This window comes from Nocardia sp. NPDC004568 (genome assembly GCF_040609955.1).
Taxonomy (GTDB): Bacteria; Actinomycetota; Actinomycetes; order Mycobacteriales; family Mycobacteriaceae; genus Nocardia.
In genome coordinates this window covers 94,080-121,062 of record NZ_JBEXLL010000007.1, presented here as the reverse complement: position 1 = coordinate 121,062, position 26,983 = coordinate 94,080, and the positions used below count along the sequence as shown (strand labels likewise).

At 70.0% G+C, this 26,983-nt stretch carries 28 protein-coding genes and 1 pseudogene; 15 read left to right on the top strand and 14 right to left on the bottom strand.

Annotated elements, in window-relative coordinates; genetic code table 11:
* Positions 1 to 6: 6 nt before the first annotated feature.
* Both ABZV91_RS06100 and ABZV91_RS06095 read left to right on the top strand, forming a co-directional pair.
* Entirely contained in the window at positions 7 to 849 is an 843-nt protein-coding gene (locus tag ABZV91_RS06100) for an IclR family transcriptional regulator (protein ID WP_355236138.1), read from the top strand.
* A gap of 161 nt (positions 850 to 1,010) precedes the next feature.
* Positions 1,011 to 2,189, top strand: a complete 1,179-nt coding sequence (locus tag ABZV91_RS06095; protein ID WP_355236136.1) for a hydroxylase — start codon at positions 1,011 to 1,013, stop codon at positions 2,187 to 2,189.
* A gap of 168 nt (positions 2,190 to 2,357) precedes the next feature.
* On the opposite strand, the gene ABZV91_RS06090 is transcribed toward ABZV91_RS06095, so the two are convergent.
* Entirely contained in the window at positions 2,358 to 2,993 is a 636-nt protein-coding gene (locus tag ABZV91_RS06090) for a GntR family transcriptional regulator (RefSeq protein ID WP_355236133.1), read from the bottom strand.
* 177 nt (positions 2,994 to 3,170) lie between these two features.
* On the opposite strand from ABZV91_RS06090, the gene ABZV91_RS06085 reads away from it, so the two are divergent.
* From ABZV91_RS06085 to ABZV91_RS06065, 5 genes are read left to right on the top strand one after another with little or no spacing between them, the layout of a single operon-like run.
* Entirely contained in the window at positions 3,171 to 4,007 is an 837-nt protein-coding gene (locus tag ABZV91_RS06085) for an ABC transporter permease subunit (RefSeq protein WP_355236130.1), read from the top strand.
* The gene (locus ABZV91_RS06080) at positions 4,004 to 4,759 is read left to right on the top strand and encodes an ABC transporter ATP-binding protein (protein WP_355236128.1); all 756 of its coding nucleotides are present in this window, start codon (positions 4,004 to 4,006) and stop codon (positions 4,757 to 4,759) included. Before ABZV91_RS06085 ends, ABZV91_RS06080 begins: the two co-directional genes overlap by 4 nt.
* Positions 4,756 to 5,826 (top strand): NrtA/SsuA/CpmA family ABC transporter substrate-binding protein, encoded by a 1,071-nt coding sequence (locus tag ABZV91_RS06075; RefSeq protein WP_355236125.1) that lies wholly within the window; start codon positions 4,756 to 4,758, stop codon positions 5,824 to 5,826. The genes ABZV91_RS06080 and ABZV91_RS06075 overlap by 4 nt, the downstream gene beginning before the upstream one ends.
* 28 nt (positions 5,827 to 5,854) lie before the next feature.
* Positions 5,855 to 7,204, top strand: coding sequence for an LLM class flavin-dependent oxidoreductase (locus ABZV91_RS06070; RefSeq protein WP_355236122.1), 1,350 nt, complete (start codon positions 5,855 to 5,857; stop codon positions 7,202 to 7,204).
* A gap of 17 nt (positions 7,205 to 7,221) precedes the next feature.
* On the top strand, positions 7,222 to 7,689 hold the full coding sequence (locus ABZV91_RS06065; protein ID WP_355236119.1) for an OsmC family protein: 468 nt from the start codon (positions 7,222 to 7,224) through the stop codon (positions 7,687 to 7,689).
* A 90-nt stretch (positions 7,690 to 7,779) separates the two neighbouring features.
* Here ABZV91_RS06065 and ABZV91_RS06060 read toward each other — a convergent pair whose 3' ends face one another.
* Positions 7,780 to 8,193, bottom strand: a complete 414-nt coding sequence (locus ABZV91_RS06060) for a nuclear transport factor 2 family protein (RefSeq protein WP_355236116.1) — start codon at positions 8,191 to 8,193, stop codon at positions 7,780 to 7,782.
* A 22-nt stretch (positions 8,194 to 8,215) separates the two neighbouring features.
* Positions 8,216 to 9,511 (bottom strand): cytochrome P450, encoded by a 1,296-nt coding sequence (locus ABZV91_RS06055; protein ID WP_355236113.1) that lies wholly within the window; start codon positions 9,509 to 9,511, stop codon positions 8,216 to 8,218.
* A gap of 279 nt (positions 9,512 to 9,790) precedes the next feature.
* Between ABZV91_RS06055 and ABZV91_RS06050 the strand changes: the two genes are divergently transcribed.
* Together ABZV91_RS06050 and ABZV91_RS06045 are read left to right on the top strand one after the other, a co-directional pair.
* Positions 9,791 to 10,348 carry a helix-turn-helix domain-containing protein gene (locus ABZV91_RS06050; RefSeq protein ID WP_355236215.1) on the top strand — a complete coding sequence of 186 codons (558 nt, stop codon included), beginning with the start codon at positions 9,791 to 9,793 and terminating at the stop codon, positions 10,346 to 10,348.
* A gap of 298 nt (positions 10,349 to 10,646) precedes the next feature.
* The gene (locus tag ABZV91_RS06045; protein WP_355236110.1) at positions 10,647 to 11,483 is read left to right on the top strand and encodes a mycofactocin-coupled SDR family oxidoreductase; all 837 of its coding nucleotides are present in this window, start codon (positions 10,647 to 10,649) and stop codon (positions 11,481 to 11,483) included.
* Positions 11,484 to 11,550: 67 nt separating this feature from the next.
* Here ABZV91_RS06045 and ABZV91_RS06040 read toward each other — a convergent pair whose 3' ends face one another.
* Entirely contained in the window at positions 11,551 to 12,372 is an 822-nt protein-coding gene (locus tag ABZV91_RS06040; protein WP_355236107.1) for a SigB/SigF/SigG family RNA polymerase sigma factor, read from the bottom strand.
* Between the two features lie 466 nt (positions 12,373 to 12,838).
* On the opposite strand from ABZV91_RS06040, the gene ABZV91_RS06035 reads away from it, so the two are divergent.
* Both ABZV91_RS06035 and ABZV91_RS06030 read left to right on the top strand, forming a co-directional pair.
* On the top strand, positions 12,839 to 13,786 hold the full coding sequence (locus tag ABZV91_RS06035) for an AraC family transcriptional regulator (RefSeq protein WP_355236103.1): 948 nt from the start codon (positions 12,839 to 12,841) through the stop codon (positions 13,784 to 13,786).
* 117 nt (positions 13,787 to 13,903) lie between these two features.
* Positions 13,904 to 14,311 carry a four-helix bundle copper-binding protein gene (locus tag ABZV91_RS06030; RefSeq protein ID WP_355236100.1) on the top strand — a complete coding sequence of 136 codons (408 nt, stop codon included), beginning with the start codon at positions 13,904 to 13,906 and terminating at the stop codon, positions 14,309 to 14,311.
* 50 nt (positions 14,312 to 14,361) lie between these two features.
* Here ABZV91_RS06030 and ABZV91_RS06025 read toward each other — a convergent pair whose 3' ends face one another.
* Positions 14,362 to 15,738 (bottom strand): cytochrome P450, encoded by a 1,377-nt coding sequence (locus ABZV91_RS06025; RefSeq protein ID WP_355236097.1) that lies wholly within the window; start codon positions 15,736 to 15,738, stop codon positions 14,362 to 14,364.
* Between the two features lie 339 nt (positions 15,739 to 16,077).
* On the opposite strand from ABZV91_RS06025, the gene ABZV91_RS06020 reads away from it, so the two are divergent.
* Complete coding sequence (locus ABZV91_RS06020) at positions 16,078 to 16,431, top strand: UBP-type zinc finger domain-containing protein (protein WP_355236212.1); 354 nt, start codon at positions 16,078 to 16,080, stop codon at positions 16,429 to 16,431.
* A gap of 81 nt (positions 16,432 to 16,512) precedes the next feature.
* Here ABZV91_RS06020 and ABZV91_RS06015 read toward each other — a convergent pair whose 3' ends face one another.
* Positions 16,513 to 17,481, bottom strand: coding sequence for an ADP-ribosylglycohydrolase family protein (locus ABZV91_RS06015; RefSeq protein ID WP_355236093.1), 969 nt, complete (start codon positions 17,479 to 17,481; stop codon positions 16,513 to 16,515).
* 67 nt (positions 17,482 to 17,548) lie between these two features.
* On the opposite strand from ABZV91_RS06015, the gene ABZV91_RS06010 reads away from it, so the two are divergent.
* Positions 17,549 to 17,923, top strand: coding sequence for a hypothetical protein (locus ABZV91_RS06010; protein WP_355236090.1), 375 nt, complete (start codon positions 17,549 to 17,551; stop codon positions 17,921 to 17,923).
* 292 nt (positions 17,924 to 18,215) lie between these two features.
* A complete protein-coding gene (locus ABZV91_RS06005) occupies positions 18,216 to 18,542 on the top strand; it encodes an Lsr2 family protein (protein ID WP_355236087.1) in 327 nt (108 codons plus the stop codon).
* Between the two features lie 45 nt (positions 18,543 to 18,587).
* Here the strand turns inward: ABZV91_RS06005 and ABZV91_RS06000 are convergent, their stop codons facing one another.
* Positions 18,588 to 19,244 (bottom strand): hypothetical protein, encoded by a 657-nt coding sequence (locus tag ABZV91_RS06000; RefSeq protein ID WP_355236084.1) that lies wholly within the window; start codon positions 19,242 to 19,244, stop codon positions 18,588 to 18,590.
* Positions 19,245 to 19,262: 18 nt separating this feature from the next.
* Here ABZV91_RS06000 and ABZV91_RS05995 point away from each other — a divergent pair, with 18 nt between their 5' ends.
* Positions 19,263 to 19,496 (top strand): hypothetical protein, encoded by a 234-nt coding sequence (locus ABZV91_RS05995; RefSeq protein ID WP_355236081.1) that lies wholly within the window; start codon positions 19,263 to 19,265, stop codon positions 19,494 to 19,496.
* A gap of 19 nt (positions 19,497 to 19,515) precedes the next feature.
* On the opposite strand, the gene ABZV91_RS05990 is transcribed toward ABZV91_RS05995, so the two are convergent.
* From ABZV91_RS05990 to ABZV91_RS05960, 7 genes and pseudogenes are all read right to left on the bottom strand, one after another.
* On the bottom strand, positions 19,516 to 20,184 hold the full coding sequence (locus tag ABZV91_RS05990; RefSeq protein ID WP_355236078.1) for a hypothetical protein: 669 nt from the start codon (positions 20,182 to 20,184) through the stop codon (positions 19,516 to 19,518).
* Between the two features lie 171 nt (positions 20,185 to 20,355).
* Entirely contained in the window at positions 20,356 to 20,568 is a 213-nt protein-coding gene (locus ABZV91_RS05985) for a hypothetical protein (RefSeq protein ID WP_355236075.1), read from the bottom strand.
* A 336-nt stretch (positions 20,569 to 20,904) separates the two neighbouring features.
* Positions 20,905 to 22,308: an MATE family efflux transporter gene (locus tag ABZV91_RS05980; RefSeq protein ID WP_355236072.1), complete on the bottom strand. Its 1,404-nt coding sequence runs from the start codon at positions 22,306 to 22,308 to the stop codon at positions 20,905 to 20,907.
* Between the two features lie 7 nt (positions 22,309 to 22,315).
* Complete coding sequence (locus ABZV91_RS05975) at positions 22,316 to 23,386, bottom strand: cysteine synthase family protein (protein WP_355236069.1); 1,071 nt, start codon at positions 23,384 to 23,386, stop codon at positions 22,316 to 22,318.
* On the bottom strand, positions 23,383 to 24,729 hold the full coding sequence (locus ABZV91_RS05970) for a Y4yA family PLP-dependent enzyme (RefSeq protein WP_355236066.1): 1,347 nt from the start codon (positions 24,727 to 24,729) through the stop codon (positions 23,383 to 23,385). The genes ABZV91_RS05975 and ABZV91_RS05970 overlap by 4 nt, the downstream gene beginning before the upstream one ends.
* On the bottom strand, positions 24,720 to 25,697 hold the full coding sequence (locus tag ABZV91_RS05965; RefSeq protein WP_355236063.1) for an ornithine cyclodeaminase: 978 nt from the start codon (positions 25,695 to 25,697) through the stop codon (positions 24,720 to 24,722). The genes ABZV91_RS05970 and ABZV91_RS05965 overlap by 10 nt, the downstream gene beginning before the upstream one ends.
* Before the next feature lie 735 nt (positions 25,698 to 26,432).
* Positions 26,433 to 26,919, bottom strand: a pseudogene (locus ABZV91_RS05960) (IS481 family transposase); the annotation flags it as partial.
* Positions 26,920 to 26,983: the final 64 nt, after the last annotated feature.

Below are 26,983 nucleotides of genomic sequence, written 5' to 3'. Positions count from 1 at the left end.
AAGTCGATGACCATCATTGATTCGGGGAACGGTACCGCCGAGCAGACCGGCGAGCCGGGCCTGCCGCTGTCCATGGTCGAGCGGATGACCCGGATCCTGGATGCGTTCGACAATCGGAGTTCGCGGCTGTCCCTCGAGGAGGTCGCGCGGCGCGCGCGACTGCCGCGCTCCACCGTCTACCGCATCCTGCACCAGCTCACCGAGTCCAGTTGGGTCGAGCACACCTCCCTCGGTTACGCGCTCGGCCGCCGCGCCCGCGGTCTCGGCGGTGACGGGCACGACCGGATCCGGGCGGCGGCGGCCCCGTTGCTGCACGAACTGCACCTGCGGACCGGCCTGGTGGTGCATCTGACGGTGCTCGACGGCGGCGACACCGTCTACCTCGACAAGGTCGGCGGGCGGTTCGCCACCCGGCTGCCCTCCCGGGTCGGCGGCTCCGCCCCGGCCTATGCCACGGCCGGTGGAAAAGCGATCCTGGCGGCCCTGGAACCGGAGTCGGTCGACCGCCTCTACCGCCCGTCCCTGCCCCGCCGCACCGGCAAGACGATCACCGAGCGCGCGACCCTGCACCACGAGCTCAGCCGCATCCGGCTGCGCGGCGGGCTCGCCTTCGACGACAGCGAATCGGCACCCGGGGTGGCCTGTGTCGGCGCCGCGGTGCGCGGTGACACCGGACCGGTCGCCGCGGTCTCGCTGTGCGGCGACGCGCGTACCGCGCGGCTGGACCGGGTCGCGCCGCTGGTCATGAACCTGTCCCGCGAGATCTCGCGCACCCTGTTCCCCGGCCCGGGCGGCCCGGCGGAGCCGAACACCGGCGTCCGACCGCTGGAGACGCTGGGATCGCGCTGAGCCGGCGGACTCCGGTGAACGTCTCGCTCATCGGAAGGCTCTGTGACAGAACGGCGAACCGGCTGGCAGCCTCGGCACCGGGAAGGCGTGGACGCACCGCGTCTCCACGGCACCGCGGCCGGCGCGCCCGGCGGCGGAATATCGAACAGGAAGCGGGAGCCATGGGTCGGGTAACGGACCGGATCGAGCAGTACGCGGAAGAGATCCGCGCCGCGGGTACCGAGGGCGACAGGCTCATGCGCCTCGCCGACACCTCGGTGCGCCGGCTGCGCGAATCCGGTGCGATACGAATGCTGCAACCCAAGGCGCACGGCGGACTCGAATGCCATCCCCGCGAATTCGCGGAGACCACCATGGCCATCGCCGCGATGGACGGGGCGGCGGGCTGGGTCACCGGTATCGTCGGCGTGCACCCGTGGGAGCTCGCCTTCGCCGATCCCCGAGTGCAGGAGGAGATCTGGGGCACCGATCCGGACACCTGGGTCGCGTCACCGTACGCCCCGATGGGCGTGGCGACCCCCGTCGACGGCGGCTACCTGCTCAACGGACGCTGGTCGTTCTCCTCCGGAACCGACCACTGCCAGTGGGCGTTCCTGGGCGCGCTGGTCGGCGATGCCGACGGGAAACCGGTGCTGCCGCCGGATTCGCTGCACGTGATCCTGCCCCGGTCGGACTACGAGATCGTCGCGGACTCCTGGGATGTGATCGGTTTACGGGGTACGGGATCCAAGGATTTGATCGTGCGGAACGCGTTCGTTCCCGCCTATCGCACACTCTCGGCCGCGGAGGTGATGGACGGTACCGCCGTGCGCCGGGCGGGCCGTACCGAGACCCTGTACCGGATGCCGTTCTCCTGTATGTTCCCGCTGGGTATCACCTCCGCGGTCATCGGTATCGCCGAGGGAGCGCTGGCCTGCCATATCGCGGCCCAGCGCGAGCGGGTCGCGGTGACCGGTATCCCGATCAAGGAAGACCCGTACGTGCTGTTCGCGATCGGCGAGGCGGCCGCGGAGATCGCCGCCTCCCGGGCGGCGCTGCTCGAGAATGTGGACCGGTTCTGGGACAGCACGGAAAAGGGCCGGGAGGTCGGCTTCGAAGAACGCGCGATCGGCCGGCGCACCCAGACCGCGGCGGCATGGCGCGCGGTCCGCGCGGTGGACGAGATCTTCGCCAGATCCGGTGGCGGGGCGCTGCACTACCGGTTCCCCATGCAGCGGTTCTTCCGCGACGCGCACGCCGGGCTGGCACACGCTATCCATGTGCCCGGCTCGATCTTCCACGCTTCGGCGTTGACGCAGCTGGGTGGGGAGCCGCAGGGTATGCACCGCTCGATGATCTGAGGACGAGCCATCGATGTCGGCCGAGTGACGGCGCCGCTCACCGAAGGGCGTGCGCCTGATCGCCGACGGCCCGGTCGAACAGCCCTGTCGTGATGACCTCCGACCGGTTTCCGCGGCGCCGTGCACGGGTCGTGACAGGAGCGGTCATCGACCACCGGATCCGCCGTACTATTGCCGGTGGGTCATCTCGGCGAGGCGTAGGTCGCGGGTGCGGGATTGGTGGGCCTCCATGGCTTTCGCCGCGCGTTCGGGATCGCGGTCGCGGATCGCCTCGAAGATCTGGGTGTGCTCGTCCTCGATGAGGTCGAGGTTGTCGCTGGTGCGCGAGACCGCCCCGTCGTAGACCCGCAGGCGAGCGTCGAGGAGGGCCATCAATTCCAGCGCGGTCGTGTTGTGGGCGGCATGACGCAGTGCGACATGCCATTCCGCGTGCCGGTCGAGTCGTTCCTGACCGCTGAGTCCCCGGGCGGAGTCCAGCAGATGGCGGAGTTTGGCCAGATCGAACTCGGTGCGCCGGGCGGCCGCGCTGCGGGCGACGGTGGCTTCCAGCGCGATGCAGGCTTCGCAGATATCGAGGATCTCCTCCGGCGTGCGGACCCGGACGACGAAACCGCGTGATTCCTTGGTCATCAGCCCCTCGACCTCGAGCCGCATCAACGCTTCGCGCACCGGGGTGCGGGAGACACCGAGATCCGCACCGACATTCGCCGGGACCAGCAGGGTGCCGGGCGGGTAGGTCCCGCCGACGATACGGGCACGCAGCCGGCGGTACGGCGAATCCGATGGATCACGGGATTCCGGCATGGGGATTCTCCTCGGAGCGGGGGACGCGATCGTCCACCGATACCACAGTCGCGGCGCGAAGAACAGACTTCTGAACGCAGCTGTATACAACTGGCGACAGTTGCGTGCGTCGGCTCTACCGTGCCTGGAGAAGCACGACAGGAGAGTCATGTACCCGCAAGTGAACGAAGACCGCCGATGACCGGATCGGTGGTCGCGGCCGCTCCGGCCACCCCGCGGCGACGGGCGCTGACCAGCAGGTTCGGCTGGAATCCACGCGCCTTGCTGCCCTGGGTGGTGCCGGTGCTCATCGTCGCGGCGTGGCAGTGGACGTCGAGCGCCGGGATCATCTCGCCGGCGATCCTGCCCGCACCGTCGGTGGTGCTCGGCACCGCCGGCACGCTGTGGCGCAGCGGCGAACTACCGGAGCACATCCTGGTCAGCCTGCGCCGGGTCGCGATCGGTTTCGGTCTCGGCGCCGTGATCGGCCTGGCGTTCGGCTTCGCGGTCGGACTGTCCCGGCTGGCGGAGGGCGTGTTCGACCGGAGTCTGCAGATGGTGCGGGCACTGCCGCATCTGGCGCTGGTGCCGCTGCTCATCGCGGCGTTCGGTATCGGCGAGACACCGCGGGTGGTGCTGGTCACCCTCGGGGTGATCTTCCCGGTCTACCTCAACACGGTCAGCGGAATCCGCACGGTCGACGAGAAACTCATCCAGCTGGGCAGCTCCTACGGACTCACCCGCTGGGGGCTCATCCGCCACGTCGTGGTGCCGGGCGCGATGCCGATGATCCTGACCGGGATCCGGTACGCGCTGGGCGTCGCGTGGCTCACACTCGTCGTCGCCGAGACGATCGCGACCCGCGAGGGCATCGGATATCTGGCGCAGAACGGCCGGGAGATGCTGCGCACCGACCGGATCGTGCTGGCGATCGTGCTCTACGCCTTCGCCGGTCTGCTCGCCGATCAGATCACCCGGCTCGTCGAGCGCCGGGCCCTGCGCTGGAATCCGACGATGCGGAAGGTGCGATCGTGAGCGAGCGGGCGAAGCAGCGAGTGGGCCTCACGCTGCGCGGGACGGGTATCCGGTACCGCGACAACTGGGTCCTGCGCAACCTGGATCTCACGGTCGAACCTGGTCAGTTCGTCGCTGTGATCGGCCCGAGCGGTGTCGGCAAATCGAGTCTGCTGCGCCTGCTCGCGCAACTCGAGGCGCCCACCGAGGGGTCGGTGACACCGGTCGGCGCGTCCTCCTACTCGGCCCGGATGATGTTCCAGGAGGACCGTCTGCTGCCGTGGAAATCGGTGCTCGGCAATGTCACGCTGGCGACCCGGCGCCGGGAGGACGCGGCACGCCGGTTGCTTGACCGGGTCGGTCTCGCGGGGCGGGAAAAGGATTGGCCCGCCGAGCTTTCCGGCGGCCAGCGGCAGCGGGTCGCGCTGGCCCGGGCGCTGCTGCACCATCCCGATATCCTGCTGCTGGACGAGCCGTTCGGCGCCCTGGACGCCATCACCCGGGTGAATATGCACGAACTCGTCGAATCGCTGCTGGCGCAGGATCCGCGCACCGTCGTCCTGGTCACCCACGATGTCGAAGAAGCGCTGGTGCTGGCCGATCGGGTGCTGCTGCTGACCGCGGAAGGGATCACCACCGATCTCACCGTCGAGCAGCCTCGGCCGCGACGGCGCGGCGACGCGCAACTCGCCGATCTGAAACAACGTCTCCTGGACGACCTTCTCGCCGCCGACCGTTCGGCGCGGCAATCCCCGAAAGGCACCACCGTATGAGCACGTCACCGTTATCGCTGAACCGACGCGGATTCCTCAAGGCCACCGGACTCGGCACGCTCGGCATCGCCGGCGCCGCGGCCCTGTCGGCCTGCGGGCCGGGTTCCTCGACCCCGGCGGCGCTGACCGAGATCCGGTACGCCCTGATCGGCGACGGCAAGGCCGAACCGGGCACGATCCTGTCGCACCGGCTCGGCGGTTTCGACGTCGCCGCCGAGGTGGGGTTGCCGGTCTCGTTCCCGACCGGGTTCCCCGCGTCGCTCCCGGTCATGGAGGCGATCAAGGCCGGCAGTATCGAGTTCTCCTTCGCCACCGCGACCGCGGTCATCTACGCCATCGGCGGCGGGGTGCCGGTGGTGCCGCTGGTCGCCTATCCGCTGCCGGCCAACGAGGTCGACATCCTGGTCCACAAGGGTTCCGACATCAAGTCCGCGGCCGATCTCGCCGGCCGCAGGGTAGCCGATCACCAGGGCACCACCGGGACCTACAGTCTCGTCGAATATCTGGAGTCCGCCGGGTTGACGCTCGACGATATCGAGTACGTCAACCTCACCGCCGCCGACGCGGAAGCCGCGTTCGCGCAGCGGCACGTCGACGCCTGGATCAACTGGCAGCCCACCATCGAACTCGCCCGGCGCAAACACGATGCCGATGTGCTGCCCGGAGTGCGCACCTACGATTACGCGTTCTTCGTCGCCTCCGAGCGGTTCGCCTTCGACCACCCGCGCGAGGTCGCGACGCTGGTGCGCAATGTCCGCGACGCACAGCGCTGGATCGAGGCGAACCCGGAGACCGCGGTCGCCGAATTCGCGGCGCTGGGCGGCTTCGGTGATTCCACCCTGGAGAAGGACGTCTACTACGACCTGGTCCAGCAGAAGCGTCTCTCGTACTCGGGCGCGGGAGATTTCGGCGTGGTCGGACCGGATGCCGTCGACGGCACCCAGGACCTGGCCGACAACTTCCACCAGCTCGGTGTGTACCCGGAGGCGGTCGATGTGCGCGGCTGGTTCGCCGACGACCGGTTCGCGCCGGTCGCCGACGCCGTGCGCGCCGAGTTGTCCGAGTAGTGATCGAAAGAGATCGGAAGACCATTCGATGAGCAAGAAAATGCGCCTCGCCGCGTTCGTCACCGCGGGCCCGGGCCGGCCCGGTGGCTGGCGGTATCCGGGATCGGTGCCCGGCTGGCTGGAAGCCTCCTACTATCACAACATCGCGCGGACCCTGGAGGACGGCCGGTTCGACCTGGCGTTCTTCCCCGATATCCTCTCGGTCCCCGACCGTTTCGGCGGCAGTACCGATTCACAGTTGCGCTACGGCGCGCTGGGTTCGCTGCGGGTGGATCCGCTACCGGTGATGGCGTCGATGGCCGCGGTGACCCGCCATCTCGGTATCGCGGCGACCGTGTCGACCAGCTACGCGCAACCGTTCAGCGTCGCCCGGACCTTCGCCAGCCTCGACCACCTCACCGCCGGCCGCTCCGCCTGGAACATCGTGACCTCGTTCCAGGAATCCGAAGCCCGGAACTTCGACCTCGACGCGCAGTTCGACCGCGCGACCCGCTACGAACGCGCCGACGAGTTCCTGCAGGTGGCGGCGAAACTGTGGGACAGCTGGGAAGACGACGCGCTGGTCCTGGACGAGCGGGCCCCGCTGTTCGCCGATCCGGACCGCGTGCACCGGATCGATCATCAGGGGCAGTACTTCACCGTGCAGGGTCCGCTCAATGTGCCGCGGCCGCCGCAGGGGTATCCGGTGCTGATCCAGGCGGGCGCCTCGTCGAAGGGCAAGGATTTCGCCGCGCACTGGTCCGATGTGATCTTCTGCAGCCACGCGTCGAAGGAATCCGCGCAGGCCTTCTACACCGAGATCAAGGAGCGGGCGGCGACTTTCGGCCGCGATCCCGACCGGATCAAGATCCTGCCGTCGATCACCCCGATCGTCGCCCCCACCACGGCGCGGGCCGAGGAACTGGCCGCGGAGATCTTCGAACTGGTCCCGCCGCTGGGTGGTCTGTCCACGCTCGCCTATCACCTCGACGTCGACCTCTCCACCTTCCCGCTGGACGAACGCCTGCCCGAGGTGGAGGTCCCGGGCGTGGAAGGGCACTATCACGAGGTCCGGGAGATCACCGAGCGCGACGGTCTCACCCTGCGTCAACTGGGCAAACAGTACGGTGGCCGGACCGAGGGGAATTTCATCGGCACGGCCGCCGAGGTCGCCGACGGGCTCGAGGAGTGGTTCACCGACGGCGCCGCCGACGGATTCACCCTCCAGGTTCCGTATCAGCCGGGCGGGTTCGAGACCTTCACCCGGCAGGTGGTGCCGGAGCTGCAGAAGCGCGGCCTCTTCCGGACCGAGTACGAGGGCGCGACATTGCGCGAGAATCTCGGGCTCGACCGCCCGGTCCGGGGCGAATGGACCACGCGCGCGGGCGGTGTGGCGTGACCGGTCCGGAAACCGGTGTGACGCGTGGTGATGTGGTGGTGGCAGCCGAGATCGCGGCACCGGGCCGGTTCATCGTCTCGGCGCGGGCCAACCACCTGGTCAGCGATTCCCGGCTGGTCGAAGGTGAGGCGATCCACGCGGGCGAACTGTTGCTCGCCGCGCTCGCGTCGTGTGCTCTGGCGAATATCGAGAACCGTGCCGGGGAGACGGGTCTGCCCGCCGTGCGCGTGACGGCGACAGCGTCGCGCACCCGTGACGAGGACGATCCGACCTACTATCGCCGCACCGTACTCGAGATCGGCATCACCGGGGTCGGCGACGCGGACGGATGGGCGCTGGTGGACCACTTCGTGGCCACCTGCCCGATCTACAACACGGTGCGCCGCGGCAGCGGTATCGAGGTCACCCTCAACGGCCGCGGCCGGCCGGAGACCGCCGGATCGGTGCGCCGGGACGGGACGGACGGCGACCGTGCGCGGACCTGAGGGCCGGTACGCCGGGACGGCGGACGACAGATACTGTCGGGGCGAGGTGCTGCGCGGCCGGCGGACGCGGGGTGCGGGCGATCGCCGCGTTCACTCCTCTCGGATCCAGGCGGGTGCGATCCGTAGTTCGCCCAGTCGCCGGCCCGCCGGTGTCCGGATCACGGTGGAGGTGAGCCGCAGGCCCCCGGTCCGGTGTGGCGGTCGTCCCGCGCGGTAGTAGTGGACCAGCGAGTTCGCCGAGGCCGCGGCCCGGTCGCCGGACACCTCCACCAGCAGATCGGTGGCCGTGTGCTGGCTGTACTCGCCGTCGACGGCGGACCGGCGGATGAAGTCGGCGACGGCGTCGATGCCGCGCAGCGTACCGCCGCGCGGCGAGTGGACCGTCACGTCGTCGGTGTAGACGGTAGCGGCGTCCCCGTACCTTCCCTCGTCGAGTAGTCGTGCGAAACGGGTGAACAGATCGGCGATTTCGATGCGGTCGGCGATCGAGCCATCGGTGGACACAGCGCCTTCCCCCGGACCGCGGCTACCCGGCTCGCGGCGGCTCGGCCGGGGTGAAGGTGATGTTCAGATCGCGGAGCCCGCGGAGCAGGAAGGTCGGTTCGTATCGGTAGTCGCGCTGCTCGGCGGGGCCGTGCGCGTTCTCGTCGATGGCGATCTCGGACATCCTGTCCAGCATTCGGTTCAGGGTGACGCGTCCTTCCACCCGGGCCAGGGGCGCCCCGGCGCAGGTGTGCACCCCGCGGCCGAAAGCGATGTGCTCGCGGGCGTTCTTGCGGTCGGGGCGGAACTCGTCGGGATCGTCGAACTTCCGCGGATCGCGATTGGCGGCGCCGATGCACAGCATCACCACCGTCCCCGCGGGAATATCCACCCCACCGAGGGTCGTGGACCTGCGGGCCAGGCGGAAGTCGACCTTCGTGGGGCTCTCGATGCGCAACGACTCCTCGAGGAAGCCGGCGACGAGGTGGCGCTGCTCCCGCAGTATCCGCTGGAACTCCGGCTTCTCGGCCAGGACGCGCACGGCCGAGCTGAGCAGTTTGGTCACCGTCTCCTGGCCCGCCGCGAAGAGGAAGGTGGCGGGCCGCACCACGTCGATGATCTCGGGCAGAGTCCCGTCGGGGTAGGTGGTGGAAGCCAGGGCGCTCAGCACATCCGGGCGGGTGGCGCGCCGGCGTTCGGCGATATAGGCGCCGAAGGTCTCGTCCAGCCATTCCAGCGGATTGAGGCCGACGGGTTCGTGGTCCAGCGCGCCGACCCGGCTGCCGGGGTGGTCGTGCCCGGCCAGGGTCTGCCGGAAGGCCTCGCGGTCCTGCTCCGGAACGCCGAGCAGATCGGCGATCACCAGGGTGGCGAAGGGTTTCGCGTACTCGGCGAGGAATTCGCAACGGCCGGTGGCGAGAAACTCGTCGAATTGGCGGTCGGCCTGCCGCCACATGTAGTCCTCGTTCTCCTTCAGCCGGCGCGGGGTGAGCAGCCGGTTCAACAGTGACCGGGCGCGCGTGTGCTCCGGCGGATCCATGGTCACCATGTGCTCGAAGATCGGGAACAGGTGGCGGTGCGCGGCTATCTGACCGGTGATGTCGTCTCCGGTGGGGACGAAGGGCAGCGGCGGGAACGGTCCGCCGATCGATACGCAGGCCGAGAACGACTCGGTGTCGCGGAAAGCCTCGTTGGCTTCCTGGTAACCGGTGACGGCGACGACGCCGTGGTGGGGTTCGCGGAACACCGGGTTCCGGCTGCGCAGGAAGGCCAGGTACTCGTAGGGGTCCTGGGCGAGAGCTTCGTCGGAGAAGAAGTCCAGGGCGGCAAGGTCGGTCATGCGCTCGCGGGCCTTTCGTGCCGGTCCCCGCGGGCCGGTGCCGGGATGCCGCGGAGCCTCGTCGATCCGGTCGACCGGGATCGGCGCATCGGAAGCCGCCGAAATTTGATCGATCGATAAATGTTAAGGTGCACCATGACTACCATGTGCCGCTCAGGCCGGTCAAGGAGTGCGGCGGCGCACGCGAACCCGCTGTCCGGCAGCGTGTCCGGGTGGTGTCGCTGAGTGGCCACGAAACGTGCGACCAGGACCGATGAGGCCGGAACGCGGCTTCGTCTCATGGAGGCGACCGCCCGGATCATTCGTGAAGAGGGATACGCCGCGGCGACCTCGCGCCGGGTCGCGGCGCAGGCCGGGGTGCGATCCGCGCTGGTCTACTACTACTTTCCCACGATGGACGATCTGTTCGTCGCCGTCATGCGGGCGGGTGCCGAGCGCGCGCTGGAGCGGATGCGGCAGGTGCTCACCGCCGCCGACCCGCTCCACGCGCTGTGGGAGATCAATACCGACGACCGGTTCACCCAGTTGAACACCGAGTTCATGGCGTTGGCCAACCATCGCAAAGCGGTCGGGGTGGAGCTCAAGGCGTATGCCGAGCGGGTTCGTGATATCGAGACCGCGGCCGTGACCCTCGTACTGCGCACGCACGGAGTCGATCTGGATCGATTCCCGCCCGTGGTGGTCTCGATGCTGCTCACCGGCGCGGCGCGCATCCTCTGCAACGAGGGGGCCGTGGGGGTTCGGCAGGGGCACGCCGAACTGCGCGCGTTCGTCGAGGGGCTCATGGAGCAGTACGCGCTGCCGTCGGCCGACGCGGGGCGAAACCACGCCGAGTGACCGGCGGGGATCGGACCGGCCTCGGTCCGAACTCGGCCCGGCGCCCGGCGGATTCGTGAATCGCGCCGGTGGGGCACTGTCGCGGCGTGCGGGTCGCTCGACGGTCTCGTGGCGGCGCGCTTTCCCGGGCCGGCGGGGGTTCTCGGTGATCGGCAGCTCTGCCGGCGGCCGAGTCCGCTCTCGTCGTTGACACCCGTTCCTGTTGCTGTCAGAGTTTGATCGATCGGTCAAATTCGATCGGTTCGGGGCGCGCTGATCTCCGGTCCGCGCCCGGCCTGCGACAGAACGAGGTGGTTCGATGACGGGGCGAGTCGAAGGCAAGGTCGCCTTCATCACGGGGGCGGCACGGGGACAAGGGCGCAGTCACGCGGTGCGATTGGCGCAGGAGGGCGCCGATATCATCGCGGTCGATGTGTGCGCGCCGGTGAGCGGCAGTGACGAGATCGCGCCGTCCACACCGCAGGATCTGGCCGAAACCGCCGCACTGGTACGGGCGCAGGGCCGCCGGATCGTGACCGAACAGGTCGATGTCCGCGACTACGACGGGCTGAAAGCGGCCCTCGACCGGGGTGTGGAACAGCTGGGCGGACTGGATGTCGTCGTGGCCAATGCCGGTATCGGCAACGGGGGAGAAACGCTGGACAAGACCAGCGAACCGGACTGGCAGACGATGATCGATATCAATCTCTCCGGTGTCTGGAAGACCGTGAAAGCCGGGGTGCCGCATCTGCTGCGGGCCGGCGCGGGATCGATCGTGCTGACGAGCTCGGTGGGCGGGCTCAAGGCCTATCCCAACACCGGCCACTACATCGCCGCCAAACACGGGGTGATCGGGCTGATGCGGAGCTTCGCGGTGGAACTCGGACCGCATTCCATCAGGGTGAACTCGGTGCTGCCGACGAATGTCGATACACCGATGTTCATGAACGAGGGCACCATGAAACTGTTCCGGCCGGATCTGGAGAACCCGGGACCGGCCGATTTCGCGCCCGTCGCCCAGCTCATGCACGTGCTGCCGGTCGGCTGGGTGGATCCGGTCGACATCAGCAACGCGGTGCTCTTCCTGGCCTCCGACGAGGCACGCTATGTCACCGGGCTGCCGTTACCGGTCGACGCCGGCAGCCTGCTGAAATGAGGGCCACGGGGTGATCACCCCGCGGCCCTCGGCGACTGCGGTGGCGGCGCTCGCGTCCCCGGCCCGGTCAGTCGCGTAGTGCGCGGGCGCGCAGGGCCGCCAGCGTCCGTGTCAGGATGCGGGAGATCTGCATCTGCGACACGTTCAGTTCGGCCGCGATCTGGGCCTGGGTGCGGTTCTCGAAGAACCGCATGTGCAGCACACGCCGGTCGCGTGGCGGCAGCTCCCGCAACAGGGGTGCGACGGTCAGGGCGTTCTCGGTGATCTCGTAGGACGGATCCTCGTCACCGAGTGTGTCGGCGCTCTTGGCCGCCGCGCCGCTGCTGTCGTTCTGCTCCACCGAGGCATCCAGCGAATCGGTGCGATAGGCGTTACCGGCCAGCAGTGCCTGGGTGACCTCGTTGAGGTCGAGATTCATCGCCACGGCGATATCGAGCGCGGTCGGGGTGCGGCCGAGCTCCTGGCTGAGGTGCTCGATGGTGGGACCGAGGGCGAGCTGGGTCTCCTTCAGTCGCCGCGGGACGCGGACCGCCCAGGTGTGGTCGCGGAAATGGCGGCGGACCTCACCCATGATGGTGGGTACCGCGAAGGCCAGGAAGCTGGTGCCCCGGGTGGTGTCGTAACGGTCCACGGCCAGCACCAGACCCAGGGAGGCGATCTGGTGCAGGTCGTCATAGGTCTCCCCGCGGCCGGTGAACCGGCGCGCGATGTGATCGGCGAGCGGCAGACAGCGGCGCATGATCTCCTCGCGCAACTCCGGACGCCCCGGGTCGTCGGCCTCCATTCCCGCGAGCCGCTCCAGCAGCGGCTCGATCCCGTCGTAGCTGTCGGTACCGCGGCTGGCGCGCCGCGCGGTGGTGGGGGAGTCGTATGCGGCCACAGTCGTCATCGAAAACCTCGCTTTCGGTTGCCTCCGCCTCGATCGGCGCCGTCGGAGGGCGACACGATCCCCGGCTACCGCCGTCCGGGGCAGGCAATCAAGATCGGCCCGCCTTCTTCGTATTGTGAACACTCGAGGTTCACCGGCTTCGTTTTCCGGACAGTTCCGCCGGTCGGCCGGGCACCGGGCGCATGCGAGCGGCTCCGGTCGCCGATACTGGACGCCTCCGGGCGTCCCGTCCGGAGGCGACAGCGCGACCGGCACTGTGGCGGCCGCTCGGCCGGTGCATGGCGGTCACGAGCGTGGTGCGGGCTCCTCCCGGGAGTCGTCCGCCGGGAATCGGCGGGGCGTCGGGGCCACCGCGTTCGGCGGCCGGTTCGGTCCGGGCGGGTACACATGGTGTCGTAGAAGAGAACGACCGTCGTTCCACTTGTGTGCCGGCCGGTGGTGCGTTCGACCCGACGAGAGGCTGTTCATGCATAGTCTGGCGTTCGACAGCGAGGACCTCGGTGCGACCGAGGCATTCCTCAACGACGCCTATACCCAGATGCAGATCGGCAACGACAGTCCGCGCGGGGTGCGCACCCGTATCCGCCGTGACGTCCTCGGCCCGGTCAGTCTCGACCGGCTGAGCCTGGGCTTCGATATGGCCTACGACGCCGAGCCACTCAATAAGGTCTGCCTGGTCACGGTGCATACCGGGACGGTCGAAGAGGATTACCACGGTGTGGGCCGCGACACCTTCACCCCTGGCGACTCCGGTCTGCTCACGCCGCACGATCTGCCGTACAGCGGGGTGATCCGCTCCGCGCGCTACGACATCACCATGTTCGATCCGCAGTTGCTGGACCGGCTGGCGTCCACCACGGACGCGGCCGAACCCGTCCGGCTCAGTGGCCACCGGCCGGTGAGCCTCGCAGGGAACCGGCAGTTGACGGCGGTGATCACCCACCTGCAACGGGTGGCCGCCGACCCCGCCACCGCGGACAGTCCACTGCTGGCCGCGACCGGGGCCGATTACCTCGCCGCGACCGTACTCGCCACCATGCCGACCACGGCGGTGACCGACGCCGCGGCCGCCGACCGCCGCGACGCGCATCCGGAGACGGTGCGCCGGGCCGTGGCCTATCTCGAATCGCATCTGCACGAGGACGTGAAGATCGCCGAGGTGGCCGCCGCAGCCTTCGTGACACCGCGCGCACTGCAGCTGGCGTTCCGGCGTCATCTCGGTACCACACCGCTGCGGTATCTGCGCAGGCTGCGGCTGGCCGGTGCGCACGACGATCTGCGGGCCGCGGTGGGCGGGGACGGGCAGACCGTCGCGACCATCGCCTACCGGTGGGGTTTCGCGCACCCCGGCCGCTTCGCGATCGCCTACCGCCATCACTACGGGCGCCCGCCGTCGGAGGTCCTGCACGCCTGAGCCCGGTGGTGCGGTCCGCGGTATCGCGCCGGGGACCGTTTCGGCGGCGCGGGTGTGCGGCTCCGGCCGCTGGGTAGCACGCCGGGGTAATCCGTCGACCGGACCGAGGAGCCCACCATGACCCACGCGGCCGAGATGCTGGACCTGTACCCCCACGACCTGGACGGAATCGACCGCACCGCCCTGACCCGGTGTATCGAGGAATGCTTCTCCTGCGCGCAGGTGTGCACCGCCTGCGCGGACTCCTGCCTCGGGGAACCCGGAGTCGCCGACCTGGTGACCTGCATCCGCACCGACCTGGACTGTGCCGATATCTGTGACACCACCGGGCGCGTGCTCACCCGGCGGACCGGTGGCGGCACCGCGCCGACCCGGCCGCTGCTCGAGGCCTGCGCCGCCGCCTGCGCGGCCTGCCGGGACGAATGCCTGCGGCATGCCGGCATGCACGAGCACTGCGAGGTGTGCGCCGAGGCGTGCCGCCGCTGCGAACAGGCCTGCCGGACCCTGCTCGCGACACTCGGCTGACGGGGCGCGGACACCGTACCGGCCCGGTCGGCGGGCCGGTATGCGCGCGCTCATCGCGGCGGCGCGGTCTCCGTGGTTCGCGCCGCGCCGGCGCCGGGCACGACCGCGAACTCGAGTCCGTAGTTGTTCACAGTGGGGGGCAGCGGTTCGCCCGGGCCGAGCCGTGGATGAGAGCGCAGGCGGAATTCGGGCCCCGCCATCAGATGCGCGAGCAGCGCGCTGGTGACGAACAGGACCAGATTCCGTCCCGGACATTCGGCGGGCCCGGCGCTGAAGGGCACCAGCTGGGGGTATTGCTGCGCACGCCCGTCCAGCCAGATCTCGGGTTCGAACCGGTCGGCGAACGGGAGCGTGTCACGATCGCGGTGGAAGGCCGGCACCACGATCACCAGTGCCGCGCCGGGCTCCAGGGCGAACTCCGCGGAGCCGGACCGCCACCGGGTCCACTCGGTGGTGTCACGCAGGATGACCGGAGTGGTGGGCCACAACCGGATCGATTCGAGCACGCAGGCACGCAGGTAGGGCCGCAACTCGGCGGAACCGGGGTCCTCGGATTCGGCGCGGGCCCGCGCCCGCTGGTCCGGATGGTCGGCCAGCAGGGCGAGGGTCCGGGACAGCGCGATCCCGGCGGCGTCGAAGGCGAACAGCCATTGCGGCATCTGGCCCACCGGGTCGGTCGCTCCGGCAGCGGGGACGGCCGCCAGGGCCCCCGCCAGGCTGTCGGGCTCCGCCGTTTCCACATAGTCGTACAACCGGGCGAGGAACCGGTCGCGTCGTCTGCGCTGCGGCGGTGCCAGGAAAGACCAGTTCGCGGCCGACCGCAGCCGCCACAACTCGTCGGTGATCGCGTCGTCGTGCCGGGCCCGCTCACCGAGCGCGATCCGCCGCACCAGGCGCCACCACGCGGCCGTGAAGGTTCCGGCGTCCAGGACCCCGCGCCCCCGGGCGCGGGTGAGCAGATCCTGCGCCTCGTCCGCGATCTTCGCCGCGAATGGCACCGCCAGCCGGTGCAGCGGTGCGCCGGTGTCGAGCGCCGCCTCGTTCACCGCGCGCCGCTGGGCGCGGACCGGCCCCTGGGACACCAGCACGCCGTGCGGCTGGAACTGGCCCAGTGCGGCCCGCTTCTCGCGGTTCGCCGGGTCGAACGGGACGGGCGCCTCGTCGAGTACCCGGCCGACATCCTCGGGATCGAGGACCACGACGATCCGGCGGCCGGGCACCACCAGTTCGACCGGTCCGCGGCCGAACTCCGCGCGCAGGGCCCGGATCCGCTCGATCGCGCGTTCGTCGGCGCGGAGACGTTCCAGCAGTCCGAGCATCGGCCGCCGGCGCGCGATCACCCCCGCGGCGATCGCCGGGAAACCCAGATCCACCAGGGTGGTGGCCGCCCGGATTCCGGTGAGCCGGTGCCCGTGCACATCCGCCATGCCGCTCTCCTCCCGTTGCTGTGGCCGGCAACAGCCGGTGACCGGCGCGTACCCGGGCGCGAGCCGGTGAAACGGAACACGGCGCGCCGACGGGATCGTGACCATCTCGCCGGATCGGACGCCCGGCTGCTCGGCCGGCGGCGGCGACAGCCGCCCGCTCCGGCGGAACCGGCGCCGGCCCGGGCCGGTACCGGTCGCGCGCGGTGCGCGGGTGGGTCGATCGGGCGGGCGGACGCGGTAGGGTTCTGATGCGGCCGGATCGGCGTCGGGATTCCCGCTACCGGCCCGCGCCGCGTGTGGCGCGGCACTCGTCCACATCGGCATATGCGGAGGTACATGATGTCTCAGGCCATCGAGGGCATCGACCCGGCCGTGCCGCCCAGCGGCCCGGGATGTGTCGAATGCGAACAGGCGCGGGGCTGGTGGGTGCATCTGCGGCGGTGTGCCCAGTGCGGGCACGTCGGCTGCTGTGATTCGTCTCCGGCCCAGCACGCCACCGCGCATTTCCAGGCGACCGGGCATCCCTTCGTGCAGAGTTACGAACCGGGGGAGGACTGGTTCTGGGACTACCGGTCCGGTGAGATGTACGGCGCCGGGCCGGAACTCGCTCCGCCGCGGGATCATCCGGGTTCGCAGACGGTGCCCGGACCGCGGGAGCGGGTCCCGGCGGACTGGCAGGACCATATCCACTGAAATCGCGGCCTGCAGCGGCCCGCGGTCCCGAGCCGCCGAGCACCCGCGGCACCGGTCGACGAATGCGCGCGGGCCCGGCCGTCACGCGCTGCCGGACAGCCGGCGGCGGAGGCGGTCGAACACCTTCGGCCGGGGCGGTCGGCGATCCGGGTCGAACCAGTGGGGCAGCGGTTCCCGGGCGGTGAGCCACGGCCCCGGCACGGCGCCGGCCCGGCCGGTGCCGGTGCCCGTGTGTGCGGCGACGATTCCGCCGGTGATGGCGCTGGTGGTGTCGATATCGCCGTCCGCCTCGATACAGGTGGTGACCGCGGCCGGGTAGTCGGCGAGCGTGGTCGCCGCCACCCATATCGTGAACGGGACGGTGTTCTGCGCGGTGACCAGCGCGCCGTTGCCGAGCTCGTGCGCGGCTTCCGCCGCGGAGACGTTCGTCATGGACCCGGCCCGGCGGATCAGGCGGGTCGTCTCGCTGTCGGCCAGTCGGTCGACGACGGCGCCGACGAATTCCGCCGGGGCGGGCCGGATGCCGGTGCGTCGCGAGTGGGCGGCCAGTCCGGCGGCGAGCGCCACCGCCACCGCGCCGGCGATACCCTCCGGATGGGTATGGGTGATCTCTGCGGACCGGGCGGCCTCGGTGACGATCCGTGCGGGATCCCCGGCGAAGCAGGCACCCAACGGGGCGACGCGCATGGCCGCGCCGTTACCGCGCGAGCCCTGGTTCTTGAACAACTCCCCGGCCGCGTCCCGCCAGTGCGCACCGGCGCCGATCCGGCGCAGCACGCCGACCGTGTTGAATCCGTAGTCGCGGTGCGGCCGGAACCGGCGCGCGAAGGCGGCGGCGAGCCGATCCTGGTCGATCGCGCCGTTGCGCAGGAGTTCGGCGACCACACTGCAGGCCATTTCGGTGTCGTCGGTCCAGGCCCACTGCTGCTCGGTGGGCAGCGCACCTGCTCGCAGGTCGTCGAGGGACCGGCGCATGACGGGGAACTGCTGCCCCAGTGCATCCCCCACGGACAATCCGTCCAGCGAATCGAGCATCGAGTCGATGTGCATCGCGTCGAATGGTATCCGGATCGGGTATTCGGCCGAACACCACCACAGCGAGCGACCTGGAGGCGGCGTGCCCGGCGAGGCGGACGAGAACATCAGCGACGGCGTCCACACGTTTGCCGAGCTGTACCACTACCGGATGTTGTACAACGCGCTCGTGTTCAACGAATGGGCGCGCGGCGACCGATACGACGTGCACAAGAGTATCCGGCACAGCGACGGTGAACTGTGTTTCGGCGGCGGCTGGTTCGTCGTCTACGCGACATTGCCGACCGGGCAGATCGCCAATCACTACCGGATGCGGCACTGGGGGCTGTTCCGAATCCCGGAACGGCGGGTGCCCGCCGTATGGGACGGGCACAGTGCGCGCGAGGCCGCCGAGCGTATGCTCCGATTTCTGCGGGAACCCCCGTCACCGGGCTCCGGTGATACGCCGATGAGCTGATCGGTGCGGCGCACCGCCCCGGCGGCGCGTCCCCGCCGACGCTGTTTGCCCAGGTGGCGCCCGCCGTCGGCCGGTCGGCGCGGGCCCGGGCGCCGGCGCTGCGGAAGCTTTTCCGGGGCGGCGGGGACACCCGCCCGGACCCGCGACGGTCCCCCCGCGAAATCGGACGAGAGTCCAAGTGGCTCTTTCTCATTGGTTTCTCAGCGTTTCTGAGGCGGTATTCCAGGGTGGTACCAGTACGGTGTCGCGTGCCGGGTCGGCCGGTGGTGGTAGTGAGTGAAGGGACGTGGGTGTGGCGCGCAGGGTAGTAGTCACGATGGTCGATGACCTGGACGGGGATTCCGTCGCAGCGGAGACGGTGTCGTTCGGAGTCGACGGTTCGCTGTACGAAATCGACCTCTCCGAGGAGAACGCGCGGGAATTCCGCGCGGCACTGGACAAATGGGTGCCGTTCGCCCGCCGGGTCGGCAAACCGCGCCGGGTGAAAGGACAGACACCGGACCGCCCGCAATCGGCGAAAGCGGTGCGGGAATGGGCGCGGCGCAACGGGCACGAGGTACCCGACCGCGGTCGTATCCCCGGTGTCGTGCTGGAGGCGTATCAGCGCGCCGCCGGCTGAGCCCGGGCAGCACGGTATGCGGCCGTGGCTGTCCCCGGCCGGCGATCAGTTCGCCGGCTCGGGCGGGGCGTGGACGGCGATCTCGCCGCTGAGCGTGCGGCCGCCACTGAGCCGCAGTCGATCCCCGCTCCAGAATCGGCCGGGGTCGTACCAGTCCGGGCTGCGGGTTTCCGGGAGCAGACCCATCGCCTGGTAGGTGGCCGCCACGATCTCCGCGCAGTAGGCGTTCTCCACCTCGCGGGCGGCGGGCGGTCGGGAACGGCGGCGCGGCAGCCGGATCCGGCCGCGGAACCAGCGTCCGGCCAGCGCCGCGGTGGACGGGAACGGGGTGCCGTCGAGTCGCGCCACCGTGCGCAGCACGCCGTCTTCCATCTCCCGGGTGGCGGGCGGCTCGAGCTGACGCAGCCACGCCTGCTGACCGTAGCGATTCGCCCACGTCGACACCGCGTCGCGCAGGTTGTGCAGTTGAGCACCGCGGTGCGCGGTGCCCGACCACATATCCGGTAGGGACCGGCCGAGTTCGGCGTGCCAGATCAGCGCGGGGAGATCGTCGATCACCACCGACATCCCCACGTGGTTGACCGGACTGTTCGTCGTCATCCGGATCATCCGGTCGGCCGTGGAATGTCCACGGAACAACCAGATATCGCCTGTCCTGGTGATCTCGACAGCCCGGTCGAGATCGAGATCCGCACCCGCCATGGACGTAGCCTATGCGTTATGAGGTGGTGGAAGGTATTGGGTTTGGCGGGAGCGGCCGGTGTGGTGGCCACCGGTGTGGTGGTGGTGCGCGCCGAGCGCCGTCGGCGCGCCTACACTCCGGACGAGGTCCGCGAGCAGTTGCATGCCCGGTTCGCGCAGGCCGTGGCCGCCGAGCAGGCGGTGGAGACCCCCGACACCGAATCACGCGCGGCCCGGGCCCGCGCCCGGGTGCGCCGACTCCTCCGCCGCTGACGACCGGGGTGGCCACCGCTCAGACGACGGTGGCGGCCCGGGTCTGCGCGTAGGTGATGACCTCCTCGGCGAACTCCGACGCCCGGCGGTCGGCGAAACAGGTCCGCAGCCGGTGGATCGCCACGTCGAGTTCGGGTCCGGGCCCACGGTCGGCGAGCAGGACGACGATCGCCTCCCGGGTCCCGATCCGGTCACCGGGTTGCGCCTGGAGTTCGGTCAGATAGCGGTCCGGGTCGGCGAGCTGGATCGCCCGGCGCGCGTAGGCGTGGACCCGGCGGGGGAGTTCGGCGCGGATGGTGTCGAGATCGGTCTGTAGTGCGTGCCCGCCCGGTTGCTCCGGGTCGACCCGCAGCGACCACGGCCGGGTGAGATTCTCGGGCAGGCCGTGGTCGTCGATCAGGTCCGGGCCGGTGGCCTCCTCCAGCGGGACCGGGGCCAGACCCAGCCGTTCGTTGCGCCAGTTGCCGAATTCCCACCAGGCCCGCGGCGTGGCGTCGAGATGCAGACCGAATCGGAGCACCTGTTGACCGTCGGCCCAGGTCCGCGACACCCGGGTGCGGCCGACGGACGCGATACCGTCCGGCTCGACCCGCACCCAGGGCGCGTCGGTGCCGTGAAAACCATACGGCTGTAGCAACTTTCCTGTTTCGCGCAGCAGACGCCGCAGTGCCGGATCCGGTCTGACCATCCCGGCAGACTATCGATTCGCCCCGACACGCTGTCGCCCGCGGTTTGCCCGGCGGTGGTTTCCCGGGTGCGGCCGGGCGGTGTGGGGTGTCGCGGTGTACCGGTCGGCCGCGAAGATCTCGCCGGCGGGCGGAAGCGCCGCGAAACGCGGCACGTCCTACCACGCGCGAGTTCAGGCGGTGGCCCGTTCGAGGTTGCCGATGATGCGCGCCATGACGTCCATCATCTGCGTGAACTCCCGGTCGCTCACACCGGTGGCGGCGAGGTCACGGATCCGGCCCACGGAATCGGCGGTTCTCGCCCGGGCGGTCCGTCCGGCTTCGGTGAGGATGTACCGCCCGTCCCCGTCCAGGCCGACCCAGCCGCGCTCGGTGAGCGCGGCCACCACCTCGCGGGATCGTCCTTCTCGACCTCCCAGAACGGACGGAGAGCGTCGGTCAGTGCCGCGTCGCCGGCCGGGCCGACGGTCGGCGTTCGGTTCTGGGTCTCACCGAGCGTGGACGGAAGGTCCTCGAGCGGTCCCGCACCCGCCGCCGGGCCGCCTTCGCGACCGCCATGACCGGCTGGACCGCGGGAGAGCGCAGCGGACGCGCGCGATTGCTCGATCGTTTCGTACGGGCGATGCCCTAGTACCCGACGTGGGGAAACGCCGGGGTACCCGTGGGGTCGGTGCCCCGGGCCGGGGCGCGCGACGACTGTCCGGTGTCGCCGGGGAACCCGGTCAGGTCCGGGCGGCCAGGTGCCCGCCCGGCACGCTGTCCCGGAGTTCGCGCCGGAATTTGCGCTGGACCAGGAGCGCCGTCGCCCCGAAGCCCACGCACAGGCCGAGCCAGACACCGGGACCGTCCCAGCCGAGCGCGATCCCGAACACCGCCATCGCGGGTACGCCGAGGGCGAAGTATCCGATGAGGGTGCTCTGCATACCGGCCTTCGTGTTCCCGATCCCGCGCAGCAGGCCGATACACAGATTCTGGGAACCCTTGCAGTACTGCTGGACGATGGCGAACCACAGCAGAGTGGACGCGGCCGCGATCACCGCGGGGTCCGCGCGGTGCGCGCCGAGGAACGGGGCGAGCACCAGATGCGGCGCCAGCACGTAGAGCAGGCCGACCGCCGTCATGAAGGTGAGACCGATGGTGAACGTCCGGCGCGCGATGGCGGCCACCGCGTCCCGGTCGCCCTGGCCCACGGTGCGGCTCACCAGGATTGACGACCCCTGCGACACACCGATATTGACCTGGTAGACGATATAGGCGAGTTGGTTCACGATATTGCTCGCGGCCAGCGCGACCGCACCGAATCCGCCCATCAGGACGGTGGCGATCGACGTGATCGCCGCCTCCGCGCCGTAGGTCAGCGCGATCGGTGTCCCCATGCGCACGATACGCACCACGGTGGCCCGGTCGGCCCGCCAGGCGCGCAGCGACAGCAGCCCACCGAGCACCGGATCACGCCGGACGCTGCGGAGATAGACGGCGCACGTCCAGCACTGGACCAGGGTGGTGGCCAGCCCGATCCCCGCGAGTCCCAGTTTCGGCAGGCCGAACCAGCCGAAGACGAACAGCGCGTCCAGTACGGCGTTGACCCCGACCGACCACAGCGTGACCCGCAGCAGCGAACCCGCCCGGCGCATCCCCACCGCGAACTGCCGCAGGACGTTCAGCCACAGCATCGGCACCAACCCGGGCGCGAGTGTCCAGATGATCGGGCGGGCCAGTTCGAGCACCGCGGTGTCCTGCCCCATCCAGCGCAGGGCGTCACCGAGCGCGACCAGCACGCACGCGCCGGCCACCGCGGACACGGTGGCGACGAGCAGCGCGGCGCGCAGGTATCGGTGGATCTCGGTGCGCGCCGCCTCGTCGAGTTCGCCGGTGCCGGTGCGCTTCTCGCCCCTTCCGGCCGCTGCCGCGATCAGGTTCCCGACGCCGGTGACCATACCGACGCACATGGTGCGCACCTGGTTGTACAGCAACAGCGCCAGCCCGCCCGCCGCGACGGCCGCGACGCCGAGAAATCCCATCATCGCCAGATCGACAGTGGTGAGCGCGACCTGGGCCAGCTGGATACCGGCGATCGGGGCGGCGAGCGCCAGGATCGCCCGATAGGGCTGCCATCGAAATGTCATCGGATGCTCACGCTCCCTGTCGCCGGGAATCGAGGGCCGCGAGTCGCACCGACTCGTCGTAGGCGCGGCAGAGCCGGGCGATCCGCTGCTGGGCGGCCCGGTCGTAGAGGCCGCGCGCGGTCAACCAGTCCTCGTCGTACACGGTGTCGAGATACTTCTCGCCGGCGTCGCACACCAGCACCACCACGGTGCTGCCCGGTGGCAGCCGGACCAACCGGCGCAATGCCACGTGGACGGCCGCACCGGCCGTGCCGCCGATCAGGATGCCGGTGCGGCGCGCCACCACCCGGGCCGTGGCGAAGGCGTCGATATCGCCGACACGGCAGTCTTCGTCGATCAGGTCGTAGCGCATATTCCCGCCCACCGGGAAACCGGCCGGACTGCCCGCCCCGGTCTGCCGGTAGGCGCCCGGCTCGCCGCCGAAGATGATGGAACCCACCGGCTCCACGCCGATCGCGTACACCCGCGAACCCAGCCGGCGCAGCTCCTCCACGGTGCCGCACAGCGATCCGCCGGTGCCCACCGCGCCGACCAGGTAGTCGATATCGGTCGCCAGATCTTTGCGCAGCTCGCCGGCCAATTCCCGGTAGCCGGCGTTGTTGTGCGGGTTGTTGTGCTGGTCGGGCCGGTAGGCGCCGGTGGCGGCGGCGATCTCGGCGGCGATATGCCGTCGGCGCACGCTGCTGGGCCCCGCGCTGCCGTCGCTGTCGACCATCACCAGCCGCGCGCCCATGGCGCGCATGGCCCGGAGTTTGTCCGTCGCGGCGTGACCGTCGACCACCGCGGTGAAGGCGTAGCCGCGTTCGAGGGCGATGAGCGCCAGGCCGGTGCCGGTATTGCCGGACGTGGGTTCCACGATATGGCCGCCGGGGGCGAGTTCTCCGCAGCGCTCGGCCGCCAGGACCATCTGCCGGGCCATCCGCACCTTGGCCGAACCGGTCGGGTTGAACTGTTCGAGTTTGAGCAGCAGTCTGCTGCCGGACCCGGTACGCACCAGTTCGAACAGGGGAGTGGCGCCGATCAGGTCGGAAGCACGGCGCACGACGTTCTCGCCCCCGAGCGGCAGCGCGGCGGTCATCGGTCCAGTCTCCACAGCCAGCAATCCTCCGCTTCGGTCACCACGATCTTCGGCGGCAGCGGAAGCTGGTGGAATTCGCTTTCGTTCTTGTCCATCTGGTAGCCGGCGGTGTTCGGGTACAACAACAGATCGCCGGCGCGCGGCTGCTGGGGGAGGATCACCTTGCGCCAGGTGAGCACGTCGTATTCCATACAGCTGGCCCCGCCCACACAGGAGGCCACCGGCCGGGCTTCCGGATCTGCGGTGCGTGGGATCAGGATCGGATCGGGCAGGAACTCGCTACCCTTCCACTGCTCCGAGACGCTCATGCTCAGCCCGTGCGCGGTGGTGATGCCGTAATCGGCGTGCTGTTTGAAACCGAGGACCGGGAACACCGTGAAACCCGCGTCGATGAGCAGCGCGCGGCCGGGTTCCAGCAGCAGCGCGATATCGGCGGCCCGTAACCGCTCGGCCAGGCTGCGGCCCCGGGACCGCGCGGTCAGGACGGCGTCGAGCATGGCCGCACCGGTGGGCCGCTGCGCGTACGGATAGAACTTCTCGAACTGTCTGCCCGCGTGGAACCAGTCGTCGCGCCGGTCGCGGTTGAAGGCGGCCCAATCCTCGTCCCGCAGATAGCGGCAGGCGAACCCACCACCGATCGATATCGCGGTGGCCGGGAGTCCCCGCGCTCGCGCCCGGGCGCACCACTCGATCATGTCGTGGGCCAGCTCCGCGCGCGGCGCGACCGCGTACCCGTCGAGATGGAACGAGAACCCGGCGAACTCGAGGTGTTCCCGCAGTTCCACGCAACGACCGAGGGCACGCTCGAGATCGGGATCCGACAACCCGAAGCGGCTCTGCGGTGCGCCCGGCGGCAATCGCCGCAAGAGGATCCGCAGCCGGCCCGCCGCGCGGGCGATTTCGGCGGCGCGCTCGAGTTCGTCGAGGGCGTCGATGGCGACCAGGCAGCCGTGACGGGCCGCCAACCGCAGCAGCGCGTCGGTTTTCGCCGCACCCGTCACGCCGATATCGTGCCCGCGCACGCCGTGGGCCAGCGCGTGGACGAGTTCCGGTTCGGAGGCGACATCGACTCCGGCGTCGAGGTCGGCAGCGACGGTGAGCCAGCATCCGGCCTTGTTGGCCTTCTTGCCGTAGTACACCCGGCCGCGCACCGCGTGCCGGGTCAGTACGTCATGGAACCCGCGCAGGTTGGCGGCGAAACGCGGGGGATGGACCACATGGAACGGTCCGCCGGTCGCGTGGTGGATATCGAAGAGCGGCCGCGGGTCGGTCCGCAGGGCACGTTGCCAGCCGGGTTCGATCGCGGGCAGGGTGGGTAGGGTGGCCGTCGCGGTCAGGTCCACAATCGCACCTGCTGTCCACGGCCGGCCGCTACCGCCCGGGTCGCCAGGGCGTGCGCCACCGGGATATCGGTGATGATCATCCCGCTGGAGAAAGCGAACACCCGGTCGTCCGCGTCCCGCCGGCCCGGGGCCCGGCCCGCCACGATCTCGGGAAGTTCGGCATCGATGACCGGTTCGCCGTCCGCACCCGCCAGACGGGTCCCGGTGACGCCCAGCTGGCCGGTGCTGGTCGCGATCGTGTAGTCCGCGGCACGCAGGGCGCCGCTCTCGACGCCCTTGCTGGCCACCGAGATCAGCAGGCCACCCGGACGCAGCCACTCGGTCCGCACCTTCGGGTGCGCGGCGCGTCCGGAAGCCACCACCACGATGTCGGATGCGGCGACCGCCGCGGGTACCTCGTCGACGAGTTCGAGTTCCCGGTCCGGGAACCAGCGTCGCAGCGCCGCCCGGCTCTCGGCGATGCCCTCGGGATGGGTGCCGTAGAGGCACAGCCGCTCGAGACCGGGCAGGGCGGTGAGCAGGTATGGGAGTGTGTTGCGGCCCTGGATCCCGGTGCCGATCATGAGGGCGCTCGTGGCGCCCTCGCGGGCGGCGTGCTTCGCGGTGATCGCGGTGGTGGCCGGCGTGCGGGCGGCACCGACGCGCTGGCAGTCCATGAGCGCGAACGGCAGACCTGTGGTGTCGTCGTACAGGCTGATGGTCGTGTAGTACTTCTCCGCGCTGGTGCTGCCCTGGCGGTAGGAGGTCTTGAAGCCGAGATGCTCGAGCGAACCGTCGTAGCCGAGCATGGAATAGGAGACGGCGTCGCGTGCGGTATCCGGTAGCGACATCATGAGTTTGACCGGACAGCGTGATTCACCGCGGGCGAAGGCCGAATATCCCTCCTCGACGAGTTCGATCACCTCGTCCGGGGTGATATCGATATCGGCCAGATCGGTCCGGGTCAGGATGTGCAGGGCGTTGCTCATGGAACTCCGATGTCGTGTGGTTCGACGAGGCGGGGGCCGGCGCGCGGGGCGGTCGTCCGAACGCGGTACAGCGACGGCATACCCGAGTCGGGAGCCGGGGCCGGTACCACGGAGACGCGCTCACAGCGATGACGCCGGGTGGGGCTACCGGGGGCGCGCGCCCGAGGGCGCGGGTCGTCTCCGGTAGCGCCGGATCCCTCGTCGTCGAGCGCCGGGGAGAAGCCCTGGTAGGCCGCCGAGGTGGGCGGAAACCGGCAAAGGAGACCAGAAGTGTTGCGGCCGAGAGCTTTCGGGTCCGCACGATCAGCATGTCCAGCATCGTACGCTAATGATAATGGTTTTCGTTAGTGTTTGGAGGTGGTGATGTGGAACACGTATGGCGGGCGGGAGCCGGTGTCCGAGTCGCTGTCGCGGCCGGCGGTGAGTTGCGGCGAGGTCGGCAGCAGGCGGCGGATCTGTTCCCCGAAACCGGTCGGTAGTGTGCGGCCGCGGCGGGGAAGAGGCGCTCGTGGTGTTCGGGAGTGTGGTGCATGGTCGTAGGGTGCGATGCGGGCGGGTTGCGCGACAAGGGGCTCGGAGTAAACCTGTTGTTACGCGCTGTCCGGTCCGCGGAAGCTGCCGTCAACAGCGGTCACGGATCGGCGAGTTGGGCGGGCCGGCGGGATGCGATGCTCCCGGACAAGGGGGCCGTCTCGTCTGTTATGCGGCTTATCGCTGAATCGGAGCGCTCGCTCAGTGCACGAAACCTACAGCGGTGGACATTTTCTCGTCCTCGAGAGCTTCGGTGTAGGCCGGCCGGGAGAAGCCATCAACCGCGGAATACAGGAAGACATAACCCGTACGGGCGCCACGTTTCTCGGCGCGGGCGACAATCTTGGCCTGCTCGGAGCCCGCGCCGTGAACACGCCAGCCACCACCGTCGGGGATCCGGCCGACCTTCTTCCCATCGACGTGCACCATATGTCCTGGCCAGCGGGCCACGAATACGGCGTGGTGCCCGGTTGCTGTCACCACAGGAGTCGATGAACCTGCGGCGATTCAGCCCGAGATGCGCCAACTGCCTGGTCACCGTTCGCACCGCGATGTCCACCCCGGCGGCTTCGAGTTCGAACGCGGTCCGCCGAGCCGACCACTTGTTGTCCCGGTGCATCCGCTCGATCCGGGGGAGGACCACTGGCGCGGTCGCGCTCGGCTGCCGGCGCGGCACCGAGAACCGGTCCAACCTTCACCAGTTTCGCGATCGTCAACGATTCGGTCGCGGAGACACGGGAGATCCAGGGGCGTCC